18 protein-coding genes are annotated in these 19,028 nt (G+C 71.0%); 12 read left to right on the top strand and 6 right to left on the bottom strand.

Going from position 1 to position 19,028, the window contains the following annotated elements; all coding sequences use genetic code 11:
- The first annotated feature begins 98 nt into the window (after positions 1–98).
- Together F0L68_RS24980 and F0L68_RS24975 are read left to right on the top strand one after the other, a co-directional pair.
- The gene (locus tag F0L68_RS24980; RefSeq protein WP_149852234.1) at positions 99–2,429 is read left to right on the top strand and encodes a molybdopterin cofactor-binding domain-containing protein; all 2,331 of its coding nucleotides are present in this window, start codon (positions 99–101) and stop codon (positions 2,427–2,429) included.
- A 10-nt stretch (positions 2,430–2,439) separates the two neighbouring features.
- On the top strand, positions 2,440–2,916 hold the full coding sequence (locus tag F0L68_RS24975; RefSeq protein WP_149852233.1) for a (2Fe-2S)-binding protein: 477 nt from the start codon (positions 2,440–2,442) through the stop codon (positions 2,914–2,916).
- 25 nt (positions 2,917–2,941) lie between these two features.
- Here F0L68_RS24975 and F0L68_RS24970 read toward each other — a convergent pair whose 3' ends face one another.
- Both F0L68_RS24970 and F0L68_RS24965 read right to left on the bottom strand, forming a co-directional pair.
- Entirely contained in the window at positions 2,942–3,574 is a 633-nt protein-coding gene (locus F0L68_RS24970; protein WP_149852232.1) for an NAD(P)-dependent oxidoreductase, read from the bottom strand.
- Positions 3,571–4,527, bottom strand: a complete 957-nt coding sequence (locus F0L68_RS24965; protein ID WP_497857161.1) for an EamA family transporter — start codon at positions 4,525–4,527, stop codon at positions 3,571–3,573. The genes F0L68_RS24970 and F0L68_RS24965 overlap by 4 nt, the downstream gene beginning before the upstream one ends.
- A 79-nt stretch (positions 4,528–4,606) precedes the next feature.
- Here F0L68_RS24965 and F0L68_RS24960 point away from each other — a divergent pair, with 79 nt between their 5' ends.
- Positions 4,607–5,482 (top strand): LysR family transcriptional regulator, encoded by an 876-nt coding sequence (locus tag F0L68_RS24960; RefSeq protein ID WP_149852231.1) that lies wholly within the window; start codon positions 4,607–4,609, stop codon positions 5,480–5,482.
- A gap of 61 nt (positions 5,483–5,543) precedes the next feature.
- On the opposite strand, the gene F0L68_RS24955 is transcribed toward F0L68_RS24960, so the two are convergent.
- Positions 5,544–6,437: an MBL fold metallo-hydrolase gene (locus F0L68_RS24955; RefSeq protein WP_149852230.1), complete on the bottom strand. Its 894-nt coding sequence runs from the start codon at positions 6,435–6,437 to the stop codon at positions 5,544–5,546.
- 82 nt (positions 6,438–6,519) lie between these two features.
- Here F0L68_RS24955 and F0L68_RS24950 point away from each other — a divergent pair, with 82 nt between their 5' ends.
- A complete protein-coding gene (locus tag F0L68_RS24950) occupies positions 6,520–7,392 on the top strand; it encodes a LysR family transcriptional regulator (RefSeq protein ID WP_149852229.1) in 873 nt (290 codons plus the stop codon).
- A gap of 127 nt (positions 7,393–7,519) precedes the next feature.
- Positions 7,520–8,005 (top strand): carboxymuconolactone decarboxylase family protein, encoded by a 486-nt coding sequence (locus tag F0L68_RS24945; protein WP_149852228.1) that lies wholly within the window; start codon positions 7,520–7,522, stop codon positions 8,003–8,005.
- A 53-nt stretch (positions 8,006–8,058) separates the two neighbouring features.
- Here the strand turns inward: F0L68_RS24945 and F0L68_RS24940 are convergent, their stop codons facing one another.
- The 3 genes from F0L68_RS24940 to F0L68_RS24930 all read right to left on the bottom strand — a co-directional run bounded on the left by F0L68_RS24940 (position 8,059) and on the right by F0L68_RS24930 (position 10,888).
- Positions 8,059–8,445: a hypothetical protein gene (locus F0L68_RS24940; protein WP_149852227.1), complete on the bottom strand. Its 387-nt coding sequence runs from the start codon at positions 8,443–8,445 to the stop codon at positions 8,059–8,061.
- A gap of 69 nt (positions 8,446–8,514) precedes the next feature.
- Positions 8,515–9,234: an SRPBCC family protein gene (locus F0L68_RS24935; protein ID WP_149852226.1), complete on the bottom strand. Its 720-nt coding sequence runs from the start codon at positions 9,232–9,234 to the stop codon at positions 8,515–8,517.
- Positions 9,235–9,370: 136 nt separating this feature from the next.
- Positions 9,371–10,888 (bottom strand): MDR family MFS transporter, encoded by a 1,518-nt coding sequence (locus F0L68_RS24930; protein ID WP_149852225.1) that lies wholly within the window; start codon positions 10,886–10,888, stop codon positions 9,371–9,373.
- A gap of 328 nt (positions 10,889–11,216) precedes the next feature.
- Here F0L68_RS24930 and F0L68_RS24925 point away from each other — a divergent pair, with 328 nt between their 5' ends.
- The 7 genes from F0L68_RS24925 (at position 11,217) to F0L68_RS24895 (ending at position 19,023) form a co-directional block, all read left to right on the top strand.
- A complete protein-coding gene (locus F0L68_RS24925; RefSeq protein ID WP_149852224.1) occupies positions 11,217–12,260 on the top strand; it encodes a DUF4436 family protein in 1,044 nt (347 codons plus the stop codon).
- On the top strand, positions 12,257–12,946 hold the full coding sequence (locus tag F0L68_RS24920; RefSeq protein ID WP_149852223.1) for a TIGR00645 family protein: 690 nt from the start codon (positions 12,257–12,259) through the stop codon (positions 12,944–12,946). The genes F0L68_RS24925 and F0L68_RS24920 overlap by 4 nt, the downstream gene beginning before the upstream one ends.
- Positions 12,943–13,527: a hypothetical protein gene (locus F0L68_RS24915; protein ID WP_149852222.1), complete on the top strand. Its 585-nt coding sequence runs from the start codon at positions 12,943–12,945 to the stop codon at positions 13,525–13,527. Before F0L68_RS24920 ends, F0L68_RS24915 begins: the two co-directional genes overlap by 4 nt.
- A gap of 241 nt (positions 13,528–13,768) precedes the next feature.
- The gene (locus F0L68_RS24910; protein ID WP_223199108.1) at positions 13,769–15,598 is read left to right on the top strand and encodes an AfsR/SARP family transcriptional regulator; all 1,830 of its coding nucleotides are present in this window, start codon (positions 13,769–13,771) and stop codon (positions 15,596–15,598) included.
- A 140-nt stretch (positions 15,599–15,738) separates the two neighbouring features.
- Positions 15,739–16,230, top strand: coding sequence for a GNAT family N-acetyltransferase (locus F0L68_RS24905; protein WP_149852220.1), 492 nt, complete (start codon positions 15,739–15,741; stop codon positions 16,228–16,230).
- A 220-nt stretch (positions 16,231–16,450) separates the two neighbouring features.
- On the top strand, positions 16,451–17,863 hold the full coding sequence (locus tag F0L68_RS24900) for a hypothetical protein (protein WP_149852219.1): 1,413 nt from the start codon (positions 16,451–16,453) through the stop codon (positions 17,861–17,863).
- Positions 17,860–19,023 (top strand): ARPP-2 domain-containing protein, encoded by a 1,164-nt coding sequence (locus F0L68_RS24895; RefSeq protein ID WP_149852218.1) that lies wholly within the window; start codon positions 17,860–17,862, stop codon positions 19,021–19,023. Before F0L68_RS24900 ends, F0L68_RS24895 begins: the two co-directional genes overlap by 4 nt.
- Positions 19,024–19,028 lie beyond the last annotated feature (5 nt).

Below are 19,028 nucleotides of genomic sequence, written 5' to 3'. Positions count from 1 at the left end.
ATGGTCGGCCCACCCCCGAAACGGACTCCGTGGCGTGGACCCATCCGGGTAGTGCGCCGGGGCGACCCTCCGCCACGGCGCGTCGAGAGGACAGCTCCATGGCAGAACACCGTCGTTCGCCGAACGGACCCGACGCCGAACCCGGCGGGCTGGGACGTCGCCGGTTCCTCGGCTACCTGTTGGCCGCGCCCACCCTGGCGGTCGCCGTGCAGTGGGGAGCGGAGTCGCTCGACCCGCCGACCGCCGAGGCCGCGATCCCGTCCCTGCCGCAGCCCGAGGACCTCTTCGACCTCGGCGATCTACAGAACCTGGCCGCGCTGCCGACCTCCGGCCTGGTCTCGGTCCAGGTCAACGCCGACGGCACCGCGTCGTTCGCGGTGCCACGAGCGGAGGTCGGCCAGGGCATGACCACGGCGGTCGCGATGATGATCGCCGAGGAGCTGGACCTGCCGCTGGACAAGGTGATCGTCACGCTCGCCGACGCGCGGCCCGAGCTGCTGATGAACCAGCTCACCGGCGGCTCGAACTCGATGCGCAGCATGTACGTCCCGGTCCGCACCGCGGCGGCGATCGCCCGCCAGCAACTGGTCGCCGCCGCCGCGAGGCAGTGGAACCTGCCCGTCGCCGAACTCGGCACGCGCGACGGGGTGGTCACGCACCCCAGCGGCCGCAGCGCCACCTACGGTTCACTCGCCGCCGCGGCGGCCGCCACAAGGACGACGGCCGTGTCGGCGCCGCTCAAGTCGCCCGAGCAGTTCAGGATCCTTGGCACGCCGCAGAACCGCGTCGACGCGCGCGACATCGTGACCGGACGCAAGACGTTCGGGATGGACCTGCGGGTCCCGAACGCGAAGCCGACCATGGTGCGCAGGCCGCCGACGATCAACGGCACCGTCGGGTCGGTGCGGAACGCGGACGCGGTCCGGGCCATGCCTGGCGTCACCGACATCGCGGTCGTCTCGCACGGCGTCGCCGTCCGGGGCGAGACCTTCGGCCAGTGCATCGACGCGCTGCGCGCGCTGGAGGTGACCTGGGGACCCGGCACCGTGGACACCGAGTCCGACGACACGGTGCTGCGCAAGGTCAGGGCGGCGGAGCTGCCGCTGGCCGTGCCGCCGCTGCTGAGCCAGCACGTCGACGCCGAGTTCACCTTCGCCTTCGCCAGCAACAGCCCGCTGGAACCCGACAACGCGATCGCCGACGTCCGGCAGGACAGCGCGGAGATCTGGTCCAGCCTGAAGGTGCCGATCGTCGCCCAACAGGAGATCGCGGCCATGCTCGGGCTGCCGCCGGACGCGGTGACGGTGCACGTGGTGCAGGGCGGCGGCTCGTTCGGCCGGCACCTCTTCCACGACGTGGCCGCCGAGGCGGCCGAGATCTCCAAGGCGATGGGCAAGCCCGTCAAGCTGATGTGGTCGCGCACCGACGACTTCCGGCACGGCCGCACCCACCCGATGTGCACGTCACGGATCCGGGCGACGTACCTGCTTGGCGCCGTGCTCAGCTTCGAGCAGCGGCACACCAGCGTGCGGACCGACTTCAGCCACGGCCTCGGCGAGATGATCACCTCGACGGCCGCGCAGCTTCCCGTCGCCGGCAATCTCGGCTTCGCCGAGACGATCTTCGAGCTGACCCAGTCCTCGCCCTACGACTTCGGCGTCACCACCCAGCTGCTCAACGAGGTGCCGCTGGGGTTCAACACCGGCAGCATGCGCAACATCTACTCTCCCAACGTGGTGTGCGCCCAGGAACTCGTGGTCGACCAGCTCGCGGCGAGGATGGGCAAGGACCCGGTCGCGTTCCGCCGCGAGTTCCTCAAGGACGACCGGCTGCGGGCCGTGCTGGACAAGGCGGCCGATGCCGGCGAGTGGGGCAGGTCGCTGCCTCCCGGTGTGGCACAGGGCATCGGGCTGCACGCCGAGTACCGAGCGGCGGTCGCGTCCCTGGTCGAGATCGACTGCCGGCCGGAGACCGTGCAACGGAAAGTCCCCGACGGCGTCACCGGTCCCCGCGTCACCAGGGCGTTGATCGTGGTCGACCCCGGCTTCGCCATCAACCCGCGCGGCCTCGAGGCGCAGCTGATCGGCGCGATGAACGACGCGATCGCGCTTGGGCTCACCTCCAGCCTGCACATCGACAACGGCATCCCGCTGGAAGGCAGCTGGGACAACTACTTCTACACGCGGCAGTGGAACACCCCGCTCGACCTGAAGGTCATCGTGCTGCCGCCGACGACCGGAAAGCCCGGCGGCGCGGGCGAACTCGGCGTCGCGCCGTCACTCGCGGCCGTCGCGTGCGCCTACGCCCGCGCGACCGGCACGATGCCGACCAGCTTCCCGATCAACCACGACACCCTCGCCTTCACGCCGTACCCGCTCGAACCGTCGACCCCGCAGTCGCCCGTGGACGGCCTCGACTTCGCCTACTGAGGAGCCCTTCGTGCCAAGCCACACCTTCATGCTCAACGGCAAGCAGGTCACGGTCGAGGCCGAGGACGACGTGCGGCTGCTGTGGGTGCTGCGCGACCTGCTCGGCGTCACCGGTCCCAAATACGGCTGCGGCCTGAACGTCTGCAAGTCCTGCACCTCGCACATCAACGGCAAGGCCTTCAACCCGTGCTCGGTGCCGGTGTCCAAGATCAAGCCCACCGACGAGATCACCACGATCGAGGGGCTGCCCGCGACGGTCGGCAAGGACCTGCACCCCATGCAGGAGGCGTGGCTGGCCCTGGACGTCGCCCAGTGCGGCTACTGCCAGCCCGGCCAGATCATGACCGCGGTGGCCAAGGTCAGGCAGGCCAGGGCGGCCGGCCACGAGATCGGCGACGCGGACCTGGACGAGATCCGCAACATCTGCCGGTGCGGCACCTACTCCAGGATCCGCGCCGCGATCAAGGCCGGCGCCGAGCACATGTGACGGCGGTGGCTCTACTCCCGGCGGCCTAGTCGCCGACGGTGAAGTGCCTATCCTCGCGCGGGTTCTCGAGTTCGTCGAGGACGGCCACGGCGAGGTCCTCGGCCGAGATCCGCGACGTGCCGTCGGCGCCGGCGACGAGGGTGGTGGTGCCGCGTCGGTACTGTCCGGTGCGGTGCCCGGGTTCGAGGACGACGGGCGGGCTGAGATAGACCCAGTTCGCTGGGTGCGCTCGGCAGGCGTCCAGTTGCGCGGCGCTGGCGGCGGCGATGGTGCGCCACTGTGGCGGCACGTGCTCCGGGCTGTCGAGCACGAGCCGGTCGGGATCGCCGGGGACCAGGAGCGGGGCGGCGCCGCCGACCACGAGGACGCGCGTCCCGGCCGTCGCGGCCGCGTCGAGCAGCGCCGTCGTGGTCGTGGCGAAGGTGTGTTCGAGCCCGGGGGCTGGCCGGGTCGCGGCCACGATCGCGTTGGCGCCGTTGAACAGTTCGCCCATGCGTTCGGGGTCGTTCGCGTCGCCCTCGACGGCGGTCACGCCGGGCGGCAGGGCGGTCGGCCGCGTCGTCCGGAACACCGCGACGAGGTCGTGGCCCCGTCCCGCGGCTTCGCTGACGACGCGCGAGCCGACCATGCCAGTGGCTCCGACAACGACGATCCTCATCGAGGTGTTCCTTCCGGTGTGCGTGATGCGACGGAGCGCGGTGCGCGGTTGGGTGCGGGCAGCTGTCCCGCGACGATCGCGGCGAGCGAGAGCCCGAATCCCACGAGCTGGATCGGACCGAGCGTCTGGCCGAGCAGGACGGCGCCGAGCACGGCGGCGACCAGCGGCGAGAGCAGGCCGAGCACCGCGACGGAGGTGACGGGCAACGTGGTGACGCCTCGGAACCACAGGACGAAGGTGATCAGGCCGCCGACCAGACCGAGCCACAGGTAGCCGAGCGCCGCGGTCGGGCCGATCGCGGGCGGCGGCCCCTCGACGAGGGCGGTGACGGGCGCCAGGAACAGGCCGCCCGCGGTGAGCTGCCAGCCGGCGAACGCGGTGGGGCTGACACCGGTTGGCCGTCCCCAGCGCTTGGTGAGGGTCACGCCGAACGCCATCGCGGCCGCGCCGGCGAGGCCCGCCGCGATGCCGACCACATCGAACGCCGCGTTCGGGCCGATCACGACCAGGCCGACGCCCACCGCGCCGACCAGCCCCCAGGCGAAGCGCCGAGCTGAGGGGCTCTCGTGCAGGACGGTCACGGCCAGGACGGCGACGATGAGCGGCGTCACCGCCGTCAGGGTGGCGGCGACGCCGCCGGGCAGGCGTTCGGCCGCGATGAACAGCAGCGGGAACAACAGCCCGATGTTCAGTACGCCAAGCACTGCGGCCTTGCCCCACCACACCCCGCGCGGCAGCGTCCGGGTGAACGCCAGCGCGATCAGGCCGGCGGGCAGCGCGCGCAGGAGCCCCGCGAACAGCGGATGTCCCTGGGGGAGCAGCTCGGTGGTGACGACGTACGTCGTGCCCCACGTCGCCGGGGCGAGCGCCGTCAGGGCGGTGCGAGGCAGGTTTCCGCGGGGGGCGGCTCTGGCGGTTCCGGCGGAACCCGTTGGTGTTGCTGGACTTGTCACGACTCGAAGTCTCGATCTCCGCGATCAATGAGTCCAATACATGTTTGTCAGCTCATCGATCTCGATACAAGATTGATCCATGGAGCTCCAACAGCTGCGCTACGTCCTCGCCGTCGCCGAGACGAACAGCTTCACCAGGGCCGCCGAACGATGCCTTGTCGTCCAGTCCGCCCTCAGCCACCAGATCGCGCGCCTGGAACGGGAACTGGGCGCGCGGCTCTTCGAGCGGACCAGCCGCCGGGTGCGGCTGACGCCGGCCGGTGCGGCGTTCCTCCCGGCCGCCCGCCAGTGTCTCGACGCCGCCGAGCGCGCAGCCGCCGAGGTCGCCGCGGCGGTCGGTGAGGTACGCGGGCGGCTCGCCGTCGGCCTGATCCCCACGGTCGCCGCGGTCGACCTCCCCGGCGCGCTGCGGGAGTTCCGCCAGCGCTACCCGCACGTGCGCATCAGCCTGCGGGTCGGCGCGAGCGACGACCTTGCCGAGCAGGTCAGGGAGGGTGTCATCGACGTGGCCTTCCTCGGCCTGCCGACCACGGCGCGACCCGACGGCGTCGCCGTCCACGAGCTCGCCCGCGGCCGGCTCGTCGCGGTGGTCGCGCCGGACCACCCGCTCGCTGGCGAACCGGTGGTCACCCTGGGCAGGCTGGCCACCGAGGTGTTCGTGGACCTACCGGCCGGGACGGCCGGACGTGTCCAGTCCGACCAGGCCTTCGAGGCCGCATGCCTCGCCCGCGACGTCGCCTTCGAGGTGTCCAGCGCGGACTTCATCGCCCGCCTCGTCGGACAGGGCCTCGGCGTGGCCATGCTCCCCGCCGCCTACGCGCCGCAGCTGGTCGGCGTCGTCACCATCGAGGTCTCCGACGCGCCGGCCCGCATCGAGTACGTCGTCTGGAGCCCGACAAGCCGCACACCCGCGGCGACCGCTTTCCTTGCCGTGCTTGACATCCCGGTCGCGTGACATCCCAGCAGTGCGCCGCGCGGAAGAGCCGTGACGGCGGTGCTGCCGGGCTACCGCCGCGTCACGGGTGCTCCGCGCAGAAACAGCCGACGCCCTTCTCGATCCAGTCCTGGCCGACCCACTCCGGGTGCCGCTCGATCATCAGCGCCCTGACCTCCGCGACCATGGTCTCCTCGGTCATCGCCGAGTCGCGCCGTGCCCAGGTCTCGTCGCGCAGCAGCTCGAGGTAGTCACGGACCTCGGTCAGCACCTCAGCGCCGGAGATCTCGCCGTGGCCGGGCACCACCACGTCCGGGTCGGTCGCGGCGAGGCGGCGCAGCACCTCGATCCAGCGCAGCCCCGACACGTCGGTGTCGTGCGGCGGGAACCACGGGAAGATCGCGAACTGTCCCGCCTCCACCAGGTCGCCCGTGAACAGCACGCCAGCGTCGGGAACGGTCACCACCTGGTCGCCCCTGCTGTGGGCGCGTCCCGTGGCCCGCAGCCGCACGACCCGGCCGCCGAGGTCGAGTTCGTGCTCGTCGTCGTAGACCACGTCCGGCGTGGCCAGCTCGACACCGGCCAACTGCCGCGCGATCGACGCGCCGAGGCCGAGGAACATCTCCAGGTAGCCAGGCCCCTTGCCGGCCAGGTCCTCGGCCTGCGCGCGGTTGACGAGGTAGGTCGCCTCGCCGGCGAAGGTCCGCGCGCCGAACGCGTGCTCGGGGTGGAAGTGCGTCGTGGTCAGGTAGAGCCTGCGGCCCCTGGCGTACTCCGTCGCGAAGGCGAGCACCTTCTCGGCGTTGCGTGGGCCAAGGCCGGTCTCGACGACCAGCACGGAGTGGCTGCCGCCGATGACGCCGATGTTGGGCACCAGCTCGACACCGCGGTTCGGGATCACCACCAGGTCGCGGCTGAGTTCCCGGACCTGGGTGATCTCGACGGTCGGTTCGTGGATGAGGGGTGCTGAAGGCATGTCCCGACTCTCGCCTCGGCACGCGCCCGGCGTCCAACACCGATTCCGCAGCCCCCATACCGGGTGGGTATCGTCGCTGGTGATGGAACTTCGCCTGCTGCGCTACTTCGTGGCCCTCGCCGAGGAACAGCACTTCGGGCGGGCCGCCGCCCGGCTGCACATGACGCAGCCGCCGCTGAGCCGGGCCATCAAGCAGCTGGAGACCGACCTGGGTGTGGTGCTGCTGCGCCGTTCGGCCACCGGCGCCGAGCTCACCCCGGCGGGGACCGTGCTGTACGCGGAGGCGCGCACGTTGCTGGAGCAGGCCGAGCAGTCCAGGGCGCGAGTGACGGCGGCGGCCGGCACCGCGACGCTCACCATCGGCACGCTCGCCGACAGCGCGGGAGAGGCCGGCACGAGGCTGGCCGCGACCTTCCGCAGGCACCATCCCGGGGTGTCGATCCTGATCCGCGAGGCGGACTTCACCGACCCCACCACGGGGCTGCGCAACGGACTTGTCGACGTGGCGCTCACCAGGGCGCCCTTCGACGACACGGGAATCAGCATGCGGGTGCTGCGTTCCGACGCGATCGGGGTCGTCCTGCGCGCGGACGACCCGCTCGCCGGCCGGCACACCCTGTGCCTTGCCGACCTCGCCGACCGGCCCTGGCTTCAGCTCCCGGACGGCACCGACCCGATCTGGCGCGCCTACTGGAACAGGGCGCCGCACTCCGGCGAGCAGCGCGCCGGTCCGGTGGTGCGCACCATCAACGAGTGCATGCAGGCCGTGCTCTGGAACGGCACCGTCGGCATCGCGCCGCGCACCCACGACCTGCCCGAGGGCCTGGCCTGGACGCCGCTGACCGACCTGCCCCCGAGCCCCCTGGTCGTCGCCTGGGCGACCGAGCAGGAGAGCCCCCTGGTCCGCTCCTTCGTCCACATCGCCGTGCACACCTACGAGTCGGCGCGGACGTAGTCGAGATCGCGCGCCCCGACGCCGCGGCCGCTGTGTGGCACGCGTCACGAAGCCGGGTTGTCACAGGGATCGGGCCGCCGGCATCTCGTGTTCGCACAGCGCGACACCACGAGCGAGGGACGAAGCCATGGAATCCCGATTCAGCATGTTCGACAACGAGATCGGCGCCAAGTTCGCCAAGCGGTTCGGCAACGCCAGCCTGGTAATCGCCCAGTCGCCGCTGCCGAAATCCACCCAGGAGCTGGTGTCGTTGCGCGTCAGCCAGATAAACGGCTGCGGCTGGTGCGCGGACTACCACACCAAGGAGGCCGCGGCCGAGGGGGAACCCGCGGTCCGGCTCAACCTCCTCGCCACCTGGCGCGAGTCCACCGTGTACACCGAGGCCGAGCAGGCCGCGCTGGCGCTGGCGGAGGAGGGCACCAGGCTCGCCGACGCCAGCCACGGCGTGTCCGACGAGACCTGGGCCCTGGCGCGCGAGCACTACGACGACGACCAGCTCGCCGCGCTGGTCTGCCTGGTCGCCCAGATCAACGCGGCCAACCGGATGGCCGTGATCGTGCGCCAGAAGGGTGGCTCCTACGAGCCCGGCATGTTCGCCGCCGTGTCGGGCTGACCGGCGGACCGATCCCGGGCCCGGATCGTTCGATCCGGGCCCGGGCGGAACGTTCAGGCGGCCTGTTCGGGGGTTGGTGCTCCGGAGCGTCGGCGCAGGACGTGGTGCGCGACGGCGACGGCGAGGCCGGCCGCGACGACGAGCGCGGTGGCGACGGGGCTCAGGTACTTCGACAGGCTCGGCGCGCCGTTCGGCCCGAACGCCCAGAGCGCCAACGGGACTGCGTAGATCGCGGTCAGGGCGCCGGTCCACCAGCCGAGTGCGCGCAGGCGGGTGTCGCGCAGGGTGCCGATCAGCACGACGGCGATGGGAATGCCGGCGATCAGGGCGAACTGGCCGAGGACGAGGACCGGGACGGCCCAGGCCGCGATGAGGACGGGGAGCGAGGTGCGGTGGGCGGTCCGGTTCGCGTGGTCGCGTCGCGGGATGGTGGTGATCATCGTCTTCTCCTACGGGTCGTGGTCGCCTCGGTGGCTGGGAAGTCCGCTTGCTGCGCGGATTTCGGCGGCTCAGTGGTCGTAGGAGCGGGCTTCGGCGGCGGTCTTGAGGTCGGCCAGCCAGGCGTCGAGACCCGGCGCGAGGTATTTGATGGCGGTGGCCGGGTCGGCCTCGATCTGCCCGCCGGTCCAGCTCTCCTCGGTGCGGACGATGACGCCGCCCCGCACCTTGACGAAGTTCCAGACGTGCACGCCCTCGTCGATGCGCAGTCCCTCGCCGATCGCGGGACCGCTCCACCGGACGCACTGGTCGTGCTGGATCTGCTGGACGGTGGAGGTGATGACCAGGGTGGTGGCGGGGGTCGCCGGTGTGGCGGGCGCCGGGGTGGTCCACCGGAACTGCGAGCCCTTCCGCAGTGGCCCGGGATCCAGCCGCGTCATGCTGGTGACGGGCGCCTGCCAGGAGGGCCAGCCCGTCACGTCGGTGTGCAGGTCCCAGATGGTGTGCAGCGGCGCCTTGATGAAGGTCTCGGTCCGGTGGTGGAGCGTGGCGGTGGGATCGATGCCCTGGCCCCGGCAGGTCAGCGAATCCGCGGGGGTGCCGCGGTCGGGCGTCGCGCTCTGGCCGGCGGTGGCGGCCTGGGCCGGTGCGGCTGCGGCGCCGAGGAGCCCGGCGGCGGCCAGCGGGATCGTGAGCAGGGCGGAGCGCAGCCTGGCCCGGCGACGGGGGGAGCGTCCGGCGCTGACCGGGGTCGCAGGGTTCGGCGAGGTGGTCGGGGTGGCGTCGATCATGGCTCTTCTCCTCGTTCCGTGACTGGCTCGGCGACTGCGCGTTAACTACTGTTGCTGTAGTTAGAAGCTATAGCGCACGCATCGCGAGAGTCAATAGAAAGAGTGAGAAGGTCTAACTAAGGTTCGAACCGCGCGGCTACGCCTCCTTCTTGTCGGCGACCAGTTCGTCCTGGTGCGGGCGCCCTTCAACGGGCGGCTCCGCGTCGACGCTCTCGCTGTCGTGGTCCTGGTGGCCCGCGGCCGCGGCCCGGTTCGGCAGCCTCGCGGCGAAGACGATCGTCAACAGGGCGAGGGCGGCCGCGACGGCGAAGGCCAGCTTCATCCCGCTCACCTGCGCGTCCACGGCGCCGACGCCGCTGGCGATCAGGTGGCTGGCGCGGGCGGACATCACCGTCACCGCGAGCGCGGTCCCGAGCGCCGCGGCGACCTGCTGCAACGTCCCGAGCATCGAGCTGCCGTGCGAGTACAGGCGCGGGGGCAGTGCACCCATGCCGAGGGTGAACACGGGGGTGAACGTCGCCGCCAGGCTCACCATCAGCAGCACGTGCAGCGCCAACACCTGCCAGTACGGCATCGTCGTCGAGATCTGGGTGAGCCCGGCGAGGGCGGCCACCATGCCGATCGAGCCGGGCAGCACCAGCGGCCGGCTGCCGTACCTGTCGAACACCTTCCCGACGGTCGGTCCCAGCAGGCCCATCGCAAGACCGCCCGGCATGACCAGCAGGCCGGTCTCCAGCGGGCTGAGTCCGCGCAGGTTCTGGAGGTACAGCGGCAGCAGGATCATCGCCCCGAGCATCGCGAGGAACGCGATGGACATGAGGCCGAGGGACAGGCTGTAGGTGCGGTACCCGAGGGTGCGCAGGTCCAGCAGCGGTGTGCTGGTGCGTTGCAGCCTGAGCTGGCGGATCGCGAAGACCGTGATCGCCGCGAGCCCGGCGGCGACGATGACGAGCCCGGTCGTGCCCTCGCTCCCGCCGAGCAGGCTCAGGCCGTACACCAGGCCGCCGAAGCCGAGCGCCGCCACGAAGACGCTGGGCCAGTCGATCGAGCTGGTCTGCGGCTCGCCGATGTTGTCCAGCTTCCGCAGCCCGATCAGGGTCACCCCGGCCGCGATCGGCAGGACGACCACGAACAGCAGCCGCCAGGAGCCGAGCTGGAGGATCAGCCCGGACACGGCGGGCCCGAGCGCGGGGGCCACCGACATCGACAGGGTGACGTTGCCCATCACCCTGCCGCGGTCCTCCTCGGGCACCACGGTCATCAACGTGGTCATCAGCAGGGGCATCATCACGGCGGTGCCCGCGGCCTGCACGATCCGGCCGGCCAACAGCACCCCGAAGGACGGCGAGACGGCCGCCAGGACGGTGCCCGTGAGGAACACGCCCATCGCGATCGCGTAGGCGCGCCGGGTGGTGACCCGCTGGAGGAACCATCCGGTGATCGGGATGACGGCGGCCATGGTCAGCATGAACGCGGTGGACACCCACTGCGCCGACTGCTCGGTGACGCCAAGCGAGTCCATCAGACGCGGAATGGCGTTGATCATGATGGTCTCGTTGAGGATCACCACGAACGTGGCCAGCACCAACAGGCGGACCACCGTCGGTGTGCGGCCCGTCCGCGCGGCCGGTCGTGCCTGGGGCGCGGTTGACATGTCAGCACCTCGCTGGGGTTCGTGGTCACGGTCGCCTGGCGGTTACCGGCCGCCGAAATGAACGGTAGGCGATGACACCGACAAGAACTGGCACACGGGCAGCACTGCGCGGCCAAGGTTTAGTGTTCCGCATCGTCGCGCCGATCTCATCCGTATTTTCACCTGCGCACGAGCCCGCCGGCCCCTCGACCGGTGCCGGAGTCGGCCCCTCGACCGACCACGTCGGTGACCGAGTGATTACCCGCTGTTCGCGTTTGGCTTTCGTTGAGCGTTCGTTTATCGCCCGTCACTAGACATTCTCCGGACCTGCGAACCGGAGAAGGGCGACATGACAACGAACGGCACTGCCAAACGGGGATTGGCAGGATGGGTCAGGGCGATCGTCGCCGTGGCGATCGTCGGGCTGCTCACGGGCGTCAGCCTGTGGGTGTACACGATCGAACGCAGCAACGGCCAGACCCAGATCCTCATGGGCGACAGCAACTCGCCCGACCGGCTGGACATCGCCGTGTTCGTGCAGAAGGTGGACGCCTCGGCACAGGAGCTCTCCGCCCAGGTGGAGGTGCACCCTCAGGGCAAGCTGCTCGACGAGCAGACGGGCTGGCTCAAGCACGACCTCACCATCTACACCAACGCCATCAAGGGTGACACGCTGTCCTTCAAGCAGGGCAAGAACATCAGCGTGTCCGACCTCAAGATGGCGCTGCACGAAGGCGTCGTGACCGACTACCCGTTCGACAGCTACTCGATGGACTTCGGGTTCGTCGCGATGGTGGGAACCGAGGTCGTCCCGGTCAGCGTCACGTTCGTCAACGCCGACTCATTCTTCAAGATCAAGCCCGGCGGGCAGAAGCACGACGGCGGCTCGCTGGAGTTCTCCGCGAGCGCCAGCCGCTCCACCGGCACCATGGCGTTCGCCATCTTCATCATGGTGTTCATGTGGGGCCTGAGCCTGGCCGCCGTGATCGCGGCCTGGTTCGCCACCGGCGGCAAGCGTGGACTGCTGTGGCCCTCCCTGAGCTTCATGGGCGCGCTGCTGTTCGCCCTGGTGCCCCTGCGCAACGCGCTGCCTGGCGCGCCGCCCATCGGCTCGGTGGTCGACTTCTCCGCGTTCTTCATGGCCGAGGCGTTGATCTCGATCTCGCTGATCACGACGGTCGTGTTCGGCTTCCACACCGAACGCAAGAACGAGAAGAAGAAGCAGCAGGAGGAGGAGCGGCCGCCGAGCCCGCCGGTCGCCGCGCCACCGCCGCCGCCCATGGCCATGACCGCGCCCATGGGGCAGTACCCACCCAACCCGCCCATGGGGCAGCCGGGCCAGCACTCCGGTAACCGTCCCATGTGGACAGACGGACAGTCCTATCCCAGATGAGCGAGCAGACGACAACAGTGCACAACGACAACCACCACGGCGACAACCATCGCGACGACTACCGTCACGACCGCCGGCAGAGCCCCAACAAGCTCGGCTACGCGCTGTTCCTCAGCCGCTGGCTCCAGTTCCCGCTGTACGTTGGCCTGATCGTGGCCCAGGCCGTCTACGTCTGGCGGTTCGTGCTGGAGACCAAGGAACTCGCGCTGCATGGCTTCAGCGGGCTCGGCGCGGACGGCGGCTCCTTCAGCGAGTCTGACGTGATGCTGACCGTGCTCCAGCTCGTGGACATCGTGATGATCTCCAACCTGCTCATCATGGTGATCGTCGGCGGGTACGAGACCTTCGTGTCGAAGATCCGCCTCAAGGGCCACCCCGACGAGCCGGAGTGGCTGGCGCACGTCAACGCCAACGTGCTCAAGGCGAAGCTCGCCACCGCGATCATCGGCATCTCCTCGATCCACCTGCTGCGGACCTTCATCAAGCCGGACCGGCTCGCGGGCGGCGAGATCGACGTGACCGCCGTCCTGTGGCAGGCCGTCCTGCACGCCCTGTTCATCGCCTCCGCGATCGGTCTCGCTGCTGTCGACCGAATCATGAGCGGCACCGAGGACATGTCCAGACAACACCGCGCCGGCATCCATGCCGAGCCGGAAACCGTATCCACGAAGGGGAATCTTTCATGAGGCGCACCACCATCGGCACGGCGGTCATGGTCGCCGTGTGCGTTCTCGGGCTCGGCGCGTGCGGGTCGAAGTCCGACTCGGCGACGCCAGCAGGCTCGACCGGCGGGGCCTCCGCGCCGGCCGCCGCGGCCGGTGGTGACGGCGTCAAGTGGGCCGACCAGGTGTGCGGCTCGCTGGTGTCGCTGGCCACTCTCGAGGGCAAGGCGCCGAAGGTCGACGAGGCGGCGGACCCGAAGCAGAACAAGACCGAGATCGCCAAGTACCTCGTGGACGCCTCGACCACCCTTGGTTCTGGGTCGAGCACCCTCAAGGGTGCCGGCAAGGCACCGGCCCCCGAGGGCGACGACGTGGTGAAGAAGCTGGTCTCCTTCCTCGATGACACCAAGAAGGCCCTCGACACCGCCAAGGCCGATGTGGACAGCGCCGACCCGGCGAACCCCGAGCAGTTCACCAAGGCGATGACCGAGGCCGTCACCGCGATGCAGAAGGTCGGCAACGGGCCGTCCTTCGGCGACCTCAAGTCGAAGACCCTCGACGACGTGACGTCCAAGGCGCCCAACTGCAAGAAGATCAGCGGCTGACACTCAGCGCATCGGCCCGACTACCGGGCCGCGCCGAACGGCTGGCCGCCCCTTCCCCCCGGACGGCCAGCCGTTCACCCTCGGGTTTCGGTGGACCGACCGTAAACGTTGCGGTCGGCTCCACGAGGCAACCCCGGCCCCGCCCGTCCACCATGGTTGACGGGAATATCGGCGTTGCGGGGGAGTAGAGGCACTGATGGGGGATGTGGCCGGTTGGTCGGCGACTGGCCTGAGGTTTTCCGTGTTGGGACCGGTTCGGGCGTGGCGGGACGGGGTCGAGGTAGGCCTCGGCTCCCCGCAGCAGCGCGCGATCCTGGCCAGGCTGCTGCTCAACCACGGCCACGCGGTCACCCTCGACCAGCTCGTGGACGCGGTCTGGGGAGACGGTCCGCCGGCGCGCGCGGTCGCCGCGCTGCGCACCTACGCGAGCAGGATGCGCGCCGCGCTTGAGCCGGACGAGGGGCCCTCGGTGCTGGTGTCGGCCGGCCGCACCTACCGGTTGCGGTCGTTGTCCGTCGACCTCGACGAGTTCGAGCGACGGGTGGCCTCGGCCGGTGCGGCGCGGGCGGACGGTCGACCGGCGGACGCGCGCGAGCTGCTCGTGGCGGCGCTGGCGCTGTGCGGCGGCGAGCCGCTGGCGGGGGTGCCGGGGCCCTATGCCAGGGGGCAGCGGGACCGGCTGGCCGAACGGGTGCTCGGGGTGCTGGAGTCCCGCCTCGAGCTGGACCTTGAACTCGGCCGGCACGCCGAGGTCGCCGCCGAGGCGACCGCATTGGCCGCGGAACATCCGTTGCGGGAACGCCTGCGGGGCGTGCTGATGCTCGCGTTGTGGCGGTGCGGCCGGCAGGCCGAGGCGCTGGGTGTGTTCGCGGAGACCAGGCGCGTTCTGGTGGAGGAGCTGGGCATCGAGCCGGGCCCCGACCTCGCCGAGCTGCACCGGCGGGTGTTGGCCGCGGACCCTGGGCTGGCCGGCGCGACGGTGCGGCCCTCGGTGCCGCGCCCTGCGCAGCTGCCGCCCGACATCGCCGACTTCACCGGCAGGGCCGGTGCGGTCGCCGGGCTCGCGACCGCGCTGACCACCAGCGTCGGCCGGGCGGTGGCGGTTGTCGCGGTGGCCGGCATCGGCGGGGTCGGCAAGACCACGCTGGCCCTGCACGTGGCGCACGCGGTCAGCGGGCACTTCCCGGACGGTCAGCTCTACGTCGACCTCCAGGGAGTCGAGGCGGAGCCGGCCGAGCCGGGCGCGGTGCTGGCGGGGTTCCTGCGCGCGTTAGGCGTCGCCGAGTCGGCGGTTCCGCGCGGCCTTGGGGAGCGGGCCGCGTTGTTCCGTTCGGTGGTCGCCGACCGGAAGGTGTTGGTGCTGCTGGACAACGCGCACAGCGTGGACCAGGTGCGGCCACTGCTGCCCGGCGCGCCGGGCTGCGCGGTGTTGGTGACCAGCAGGACGAGGTTGTCCGGGCTGCCCGCCGCGCTGGTGGACCTGGCAGTGCTGGAGCCGGAGGAGGCCGTTGAGCTGTTCGTCGGGGTGGCCGGCCGCGAGCAGGTCGTCGGTGAGCGGGCCGCGGTGCTCGACGTCGTGGCCGCGTGCGGGTTCCTGCCCCTGGCCGTCCGCGTGGCGGCGTCCCGCCTGGCCTCCCGTCCGCAGTGGACAGTGGCCTGCCTGTCGCGAAAACTGGCGGACCGAGGGCATCGGCTGCGCGAGCTGCGCACCGGGGACCTTGCGGTGTCGGAGGCCTTCCGGCTCAGCTACACCAGGCTGGACGCCGTGCAGGCCAGGGCGTTCCGCCTGTTGGCGCTGCCGGAGGAGACGGACTTCTCGCTGCCGGTGGCCGCCGCCGCGCTGGACCTCGACCTGTGCGAGGCGGAGGACGTGTTGGAGTCCCTTGTCGACGCCAGCCTGCTGCACACGCGGGCGCCCGGCCGGTATGGCTACCACAGCCTGCTCAAGCTGTATGCCAGGCAACAGATCGACCGGCAGGAAGGGCCGCCGATCTGGCGACAGGTGGAGGCCCCGGTCGACCTGTGGAGCCGCAGGGGCGACCCGCTGGCGGCGTCGGGCGCCCGCAACTGACCGTTTCTCAGGCCCCGAACTGGTCGCGCCGAGTGGGTCGCCCGTGGCGCGGAGATCGGTACGGCCCCAGCACGCCACCGGAAAACCTGGTGGCGCGTAGGGGTTCTGGTCTGCATGCTGGCGGACCGGAGGTGGGGAGGATGGCTGAGGTCGTGCTGGCCTTGACGGTTCGTGACCTGACCGAGGCAGACCTCGGTTCGTGTTCCTGGTCGGGGAGTGCGCTGCACCTGGAGGCCGTTGCGCGCGCGCTCGACCGCGCGCGCCGCGACGAGGTCGACTACCTCGCGGTGTGTCCGCCGTCGGGTCTGCCGGTAGCCATGTGCGGGGTGGACTATCAGGCGAAGCCGGGCGCGGGCACCATATGGCAGCTGGGCGTGCACCCGGCGTTGCAGTCGTGTGGGATCGGCACGGTGCTGATTCACGCTGCGGAGCAACGAATCCTCGGCAGAGGCCTGCGCCGCGCCGAACTCGGCGTCGAGGAGGACAACCAGAGGGCACGCGCGCTGTACGAGCGGCTGGGCTATGTCAGCTACGGCAGCGAGCCGGACGCGTGGGACGAGCTGGGGCCGGACGGCGCCGTCCGGCGCTACGAGACGGTGTGCACGTTGATGCGCAAGCAACTGGGGCGATGACGGCGCTACTGGACGGGAGGCGGTCGCCGGCCCTGTCGCGCGGCGCGCCGAACGGGGCTCTCATCATCAACTGGATCGCGTGCCCCGTGCCGCGTCGGTTAGCATCCGACCTGCCGGCCTCGGGACTTCGGTGCGACTTCCGGAACCCGCCTCTGAAGCGTTGCTTCGCAGTTCGTGCCTCCATTCCCAGGCCGGCCCTATTCATCCGCTGGGGGGGACGATGACGACCGAGCAGGACCGCGTTGGCTGCGAGGACGTCGTCATGTTCGTCAACGCGGCCATCACGTCCACCGGTCAACGCGAGTTCCGCTCGGGCGCAGCCGAGCAGGGCATGTCGCTGGACTTCCTGCACGAGTACGTCCTTGGCAACTACCGGGAGCTGTACGCGGCCACCCTGGCGCTGGACATCAACCACTTCAACGCGGCGCTGATCGTGCTGAACCTGCTGCGGACCGCGAAACTGGCCACCGCCGAGCAGCGCGACCTGGAAGGCCGCCTGATCGCCCGGCGCCTGGCGGGGCTCCCGCCGCAACGGGTGTACGCCCTGTTCCGCAAGCTCCGCGCGCACGGCGTGAACAACCGTCGGACCAGGGCGATCGTTCGCGACTGGCTGTCCGCCCGGTCCGACCTGGCCTTCGACGCGGTCAAGTACCGCCGGTCGCTCGCGGTGACCGCCCGGCACGCCCACGTGGCGCTGACCGGCGAGGTGGGCACGGCGCTGTTCGACTGGCGTCGGCCGGCCCGTTACGAGACACCGATCCTGGAGTCCTGGCGGCGAGCCCACTACGAGACCACGGCGATCTTCGAGCTGCCCTACACCGTCGCCGAGGGACTCGCCGGCCAGCGCGGCATGACCCGCGCCAAGTTCCTCGAAGGCATCGAGCCCATGCTCACCGCCCGCGAGCGGCTCCGGTTGCAGTCCTCGGCGGAACGCCTCGGCGCCCGGTCCGTGTCGATGGACCTCGCCACCGCGCCGCTCACCCGGCTCGCCCTCTTCGCGCTGTCGCTGCCCCGGCCGGAGCGGGCGCGGCGTCGCGAGGAACTGACCGAGGCGCTGCGCGCGTCAGCCCGGCGGACCGCCGGAGCACAGGCCGGGACCTGGGGCCGGGTCGTCAGCGTGCTCGACGACAGCTACTCCTCGTCGGGCTCGTCGACCAAGCGCCGACGGCCGTTGGCGATCGCCCTCGCCACGCACTACCTGCTCGCCGAGTTGGCGGGCGACCACACCGGCCTGTGGCTGACCCATCGCGGAGATCCGCTGCTGGTCCACCCGGTCGGCGCCACCGGTCTTGGCGCGCGCGTCCTCGACGGCCTCGAGCACCGCCCGGACCGGCTGGTGATCGTCTCCGACGGCTGGGACAACGCGCCTCCCGGCCAGGCCGCCGAGGTGCTCCGGATCTGGCGGGAACGGCTGGATCCCGAGCGGCGCACCGACATCGTGCACCTCAATCCCGTGTACGACAGCGAGGAGTTCGACGTGCGACGGCTGGAGCCTGGTGTGGCCACCGTGGGTGTCCGCGACGCGGAGGACATCCCCGCGCTGGTCGAACTCGCCCGGTTCGGCAGCGGAAGCGCGACCTTCGCCGAACTCCGCGCACACCTGGCCGGCCTGGTCGACAAGGTCGGTCGATGACGGCCGCCGACCTCGGCGGGTTCACCGGGCTCACGGGCCTGACGGCAGGCCCGGCACAGGCATGGGGCGCGGTGCGCCTCGTGCCGCTCCTGCGTGCCGAGCCGATCACCGACCTGCGGCTGCACGCGAGGCTCCACCCGAACGAGCTGTCCGTCGTCGACGTCTCCGGCGCGACCTACACCGCGCTCGTGCCCCACTCGTTCGTCGCCGACTGGACCTCGGACGGCAAGCCCGCCGCCGCCTACGGCACCCAGCTCGTGCCACCCGGCAGGGGCGCGGGCTGTCCGGACTGCGTCAACCTCCGGTTCCGGCGCCGGATGGCCCGCCGCGAGGACCGGAACCGGCTGCGCTTCCTGCCGTTGCACCTCGCCCTGGAGGGGTACCTGGCCCTGCACTTCGGTGGGCCGGGCATCGCCTGGGAGGAGTGGTCCGCCAAGGCCGTCGCCCATGGGCTGTCGCCCCGCGAGGAGACGGTCTACGCCGGCGCGGACCTCGCCGGACTCGACGATGCCCTGCGTGTCTTCGAGATCCACCCTGACCAGTGCGGCATGGTGCTGTACGCCGCCGACGCCCTGGCCGCCGCGTTCGTGGTCCCGCACCCGGACGACTACCGCCTGCTGCATCCCACCCTGCTGCTCGACATGTACAGCGAACTGCTCTACCAGTACACCCAGCTGTATCCGGCCGTGCCGGACTTCCGGGTGCGCGTCGACGACACCAGGATCACCGATGTGGCCGGGCTGCGCGCCGAGCTGGCCGAGGCGGCCCAGGAGTGGCGGTCGTTCCATCACCTGATGGCGGACGGCCTGCTCGACGCGCAGGGCCTGCGCACGCGGGAGGTCTACCGGATGGGCCGGTTCACCCTGTCGCGCTTCCTGCCCTCGTTCGACCCGGACGTCGAGAACCACATCGGCGAGACCGTCACCGACGAATCCGGCGTACTGGCCTACCTCAAGACGTTCCGACTTTCCACAGCCCAGGTCCGGCGCGGGCACCTGCTGTCCACTCTGGCCGAGCACGACTGGCACCTCGACGCGAGCGCCGCCGCGCTGGGCACCACCCGGGACGAACTCGTGCGCAGGCTGGATCGCGCGGGCTTCGGTCACCTCCTTCGCGAGGACATCATCGCGGCCAACCGCGCGCGACACCGCCGCCGCTGACAGCC

Origin of the sequence: Solihabitans fulvus, assembly GCF_008386585.1 — a bacterium.
GTDB lineage: Bacteria > Actinomycetota > Actinomycetes > Mycobacteriales > Pseudonocardiaceae > Solihabitans > Solihabitans fulvus.
This window is presented reverse-complemented; position numbering and strand designations above follow the sequence as displayed.

Excerpts from the sequence above, each read along its gene's own strand:
- F0L68_RS24980 (WP_149852234.1), top strand. The coding sequence starts at position 99 with ATGGCAGAACACCGTCGTTCGCCGAACGGACCCGACGCCGAACCCGGC.
- F0L68_RS24970 (WP_149852232.1), bottom strand. The coding sequence starts at position 3,574 with ATGAGGATCGTCGTTGTCGGAGCCACTGGCATGGTCGGCTCGCGCGTC.
- F0L68_RS24960 (WP_149852231.1), top strand. The coding sequence starts at position 4,607 with ATGGAGCTCCAACAGCTGCGCTACGTCCTCGCCGTCGCCGAGACGAAC.
- F0L68_RS24955 (WP_149852230.1), bottom strand. The coding sequence starts at position 6,437 with ATGCCTTCAGCACCCCTCATCCACGAACCGACCGTCGAGATCACCCAG.
- F0L68_RS24950 (WP_149852229.1), top strand. The coding sequence starts at position 6,520 with ATGGAACTTCGCCTGCTGCGCTACTTCGTGGCCCTCGCCGAGGAACAG.
- F0L68_RS24945 (WP_149852228.1), top strand. The coding sequence starts at position 7,520 with ATGGAATCCCGATTCAGCATGTTCGACAACGAGATCGGCGCCAAGTTC.
- F0L68_RS24940 (WP_149852227.1), bottom strand. The coding sequence starts at position 8,445 with ATGATCACCACCATCCCGCGACGCGACCACGCGAACCGGACCGCCCAC.
- F0L68_RS24935 (WP_149852226.1), bottom strand. The coding sequence starts at position 9,234 with ATGATCGACGCCACCCCGACCACCTCGCCGAACCCTGCGACCCCGGTC.
- F0L68_RS24930 (WP_149852225.1), bottom strand. The coding sequence starts at position 10,888 with ATGTCAACCGCGCCCCAGGCACGACCGGCCGCGCGGACGGGCCGCACA.
- F0L68_RS24925 (WP_149852224.1), top strand. The coding sequence starts at position 11,217 with ATGACAACGAACGGCACTGCCAAACGGGGATTGGCAGGATGGGTCAGG.
- F0L68_RS24920 (WP_149852223.1), top strand. The coding sequence starts at position 12,257 with ATGAGCGAGCAGACGACAACAGTGCACAACGACAACCACCACGGCGAC.
- F0L68_RS24915 (WP_149852222.1), top strand. The coding sequence starts at position 12,943 with ATGAGGCGCACCACCATCGGCACGGCGGTCATGGTCGCCGTGTGCGTT.
- F0L68_RS24905 (WP_149852220.1), top strand. The coding sequence starts at position 15,739 with ATGGCTGAGGTCGTGCTGGCCTTGACGGTTCGTGACCTGACCGAGGCA.
- F0L68_RS24900 (WP_149852219.1), top strand. The coding sequence starts at position 16,451 with ATGACGACCGAGCAGGACCGCGTTGGCTGCGAGGACGTCGTCATGTTC.
- F0L68_RS24895 (WP_149852218.1), top strand. The coding sequence starts at position 17,860 with ATGACGGCCGCCGACCTCGGCGGGTTCACCGGGCTCACGGGCCTGACG.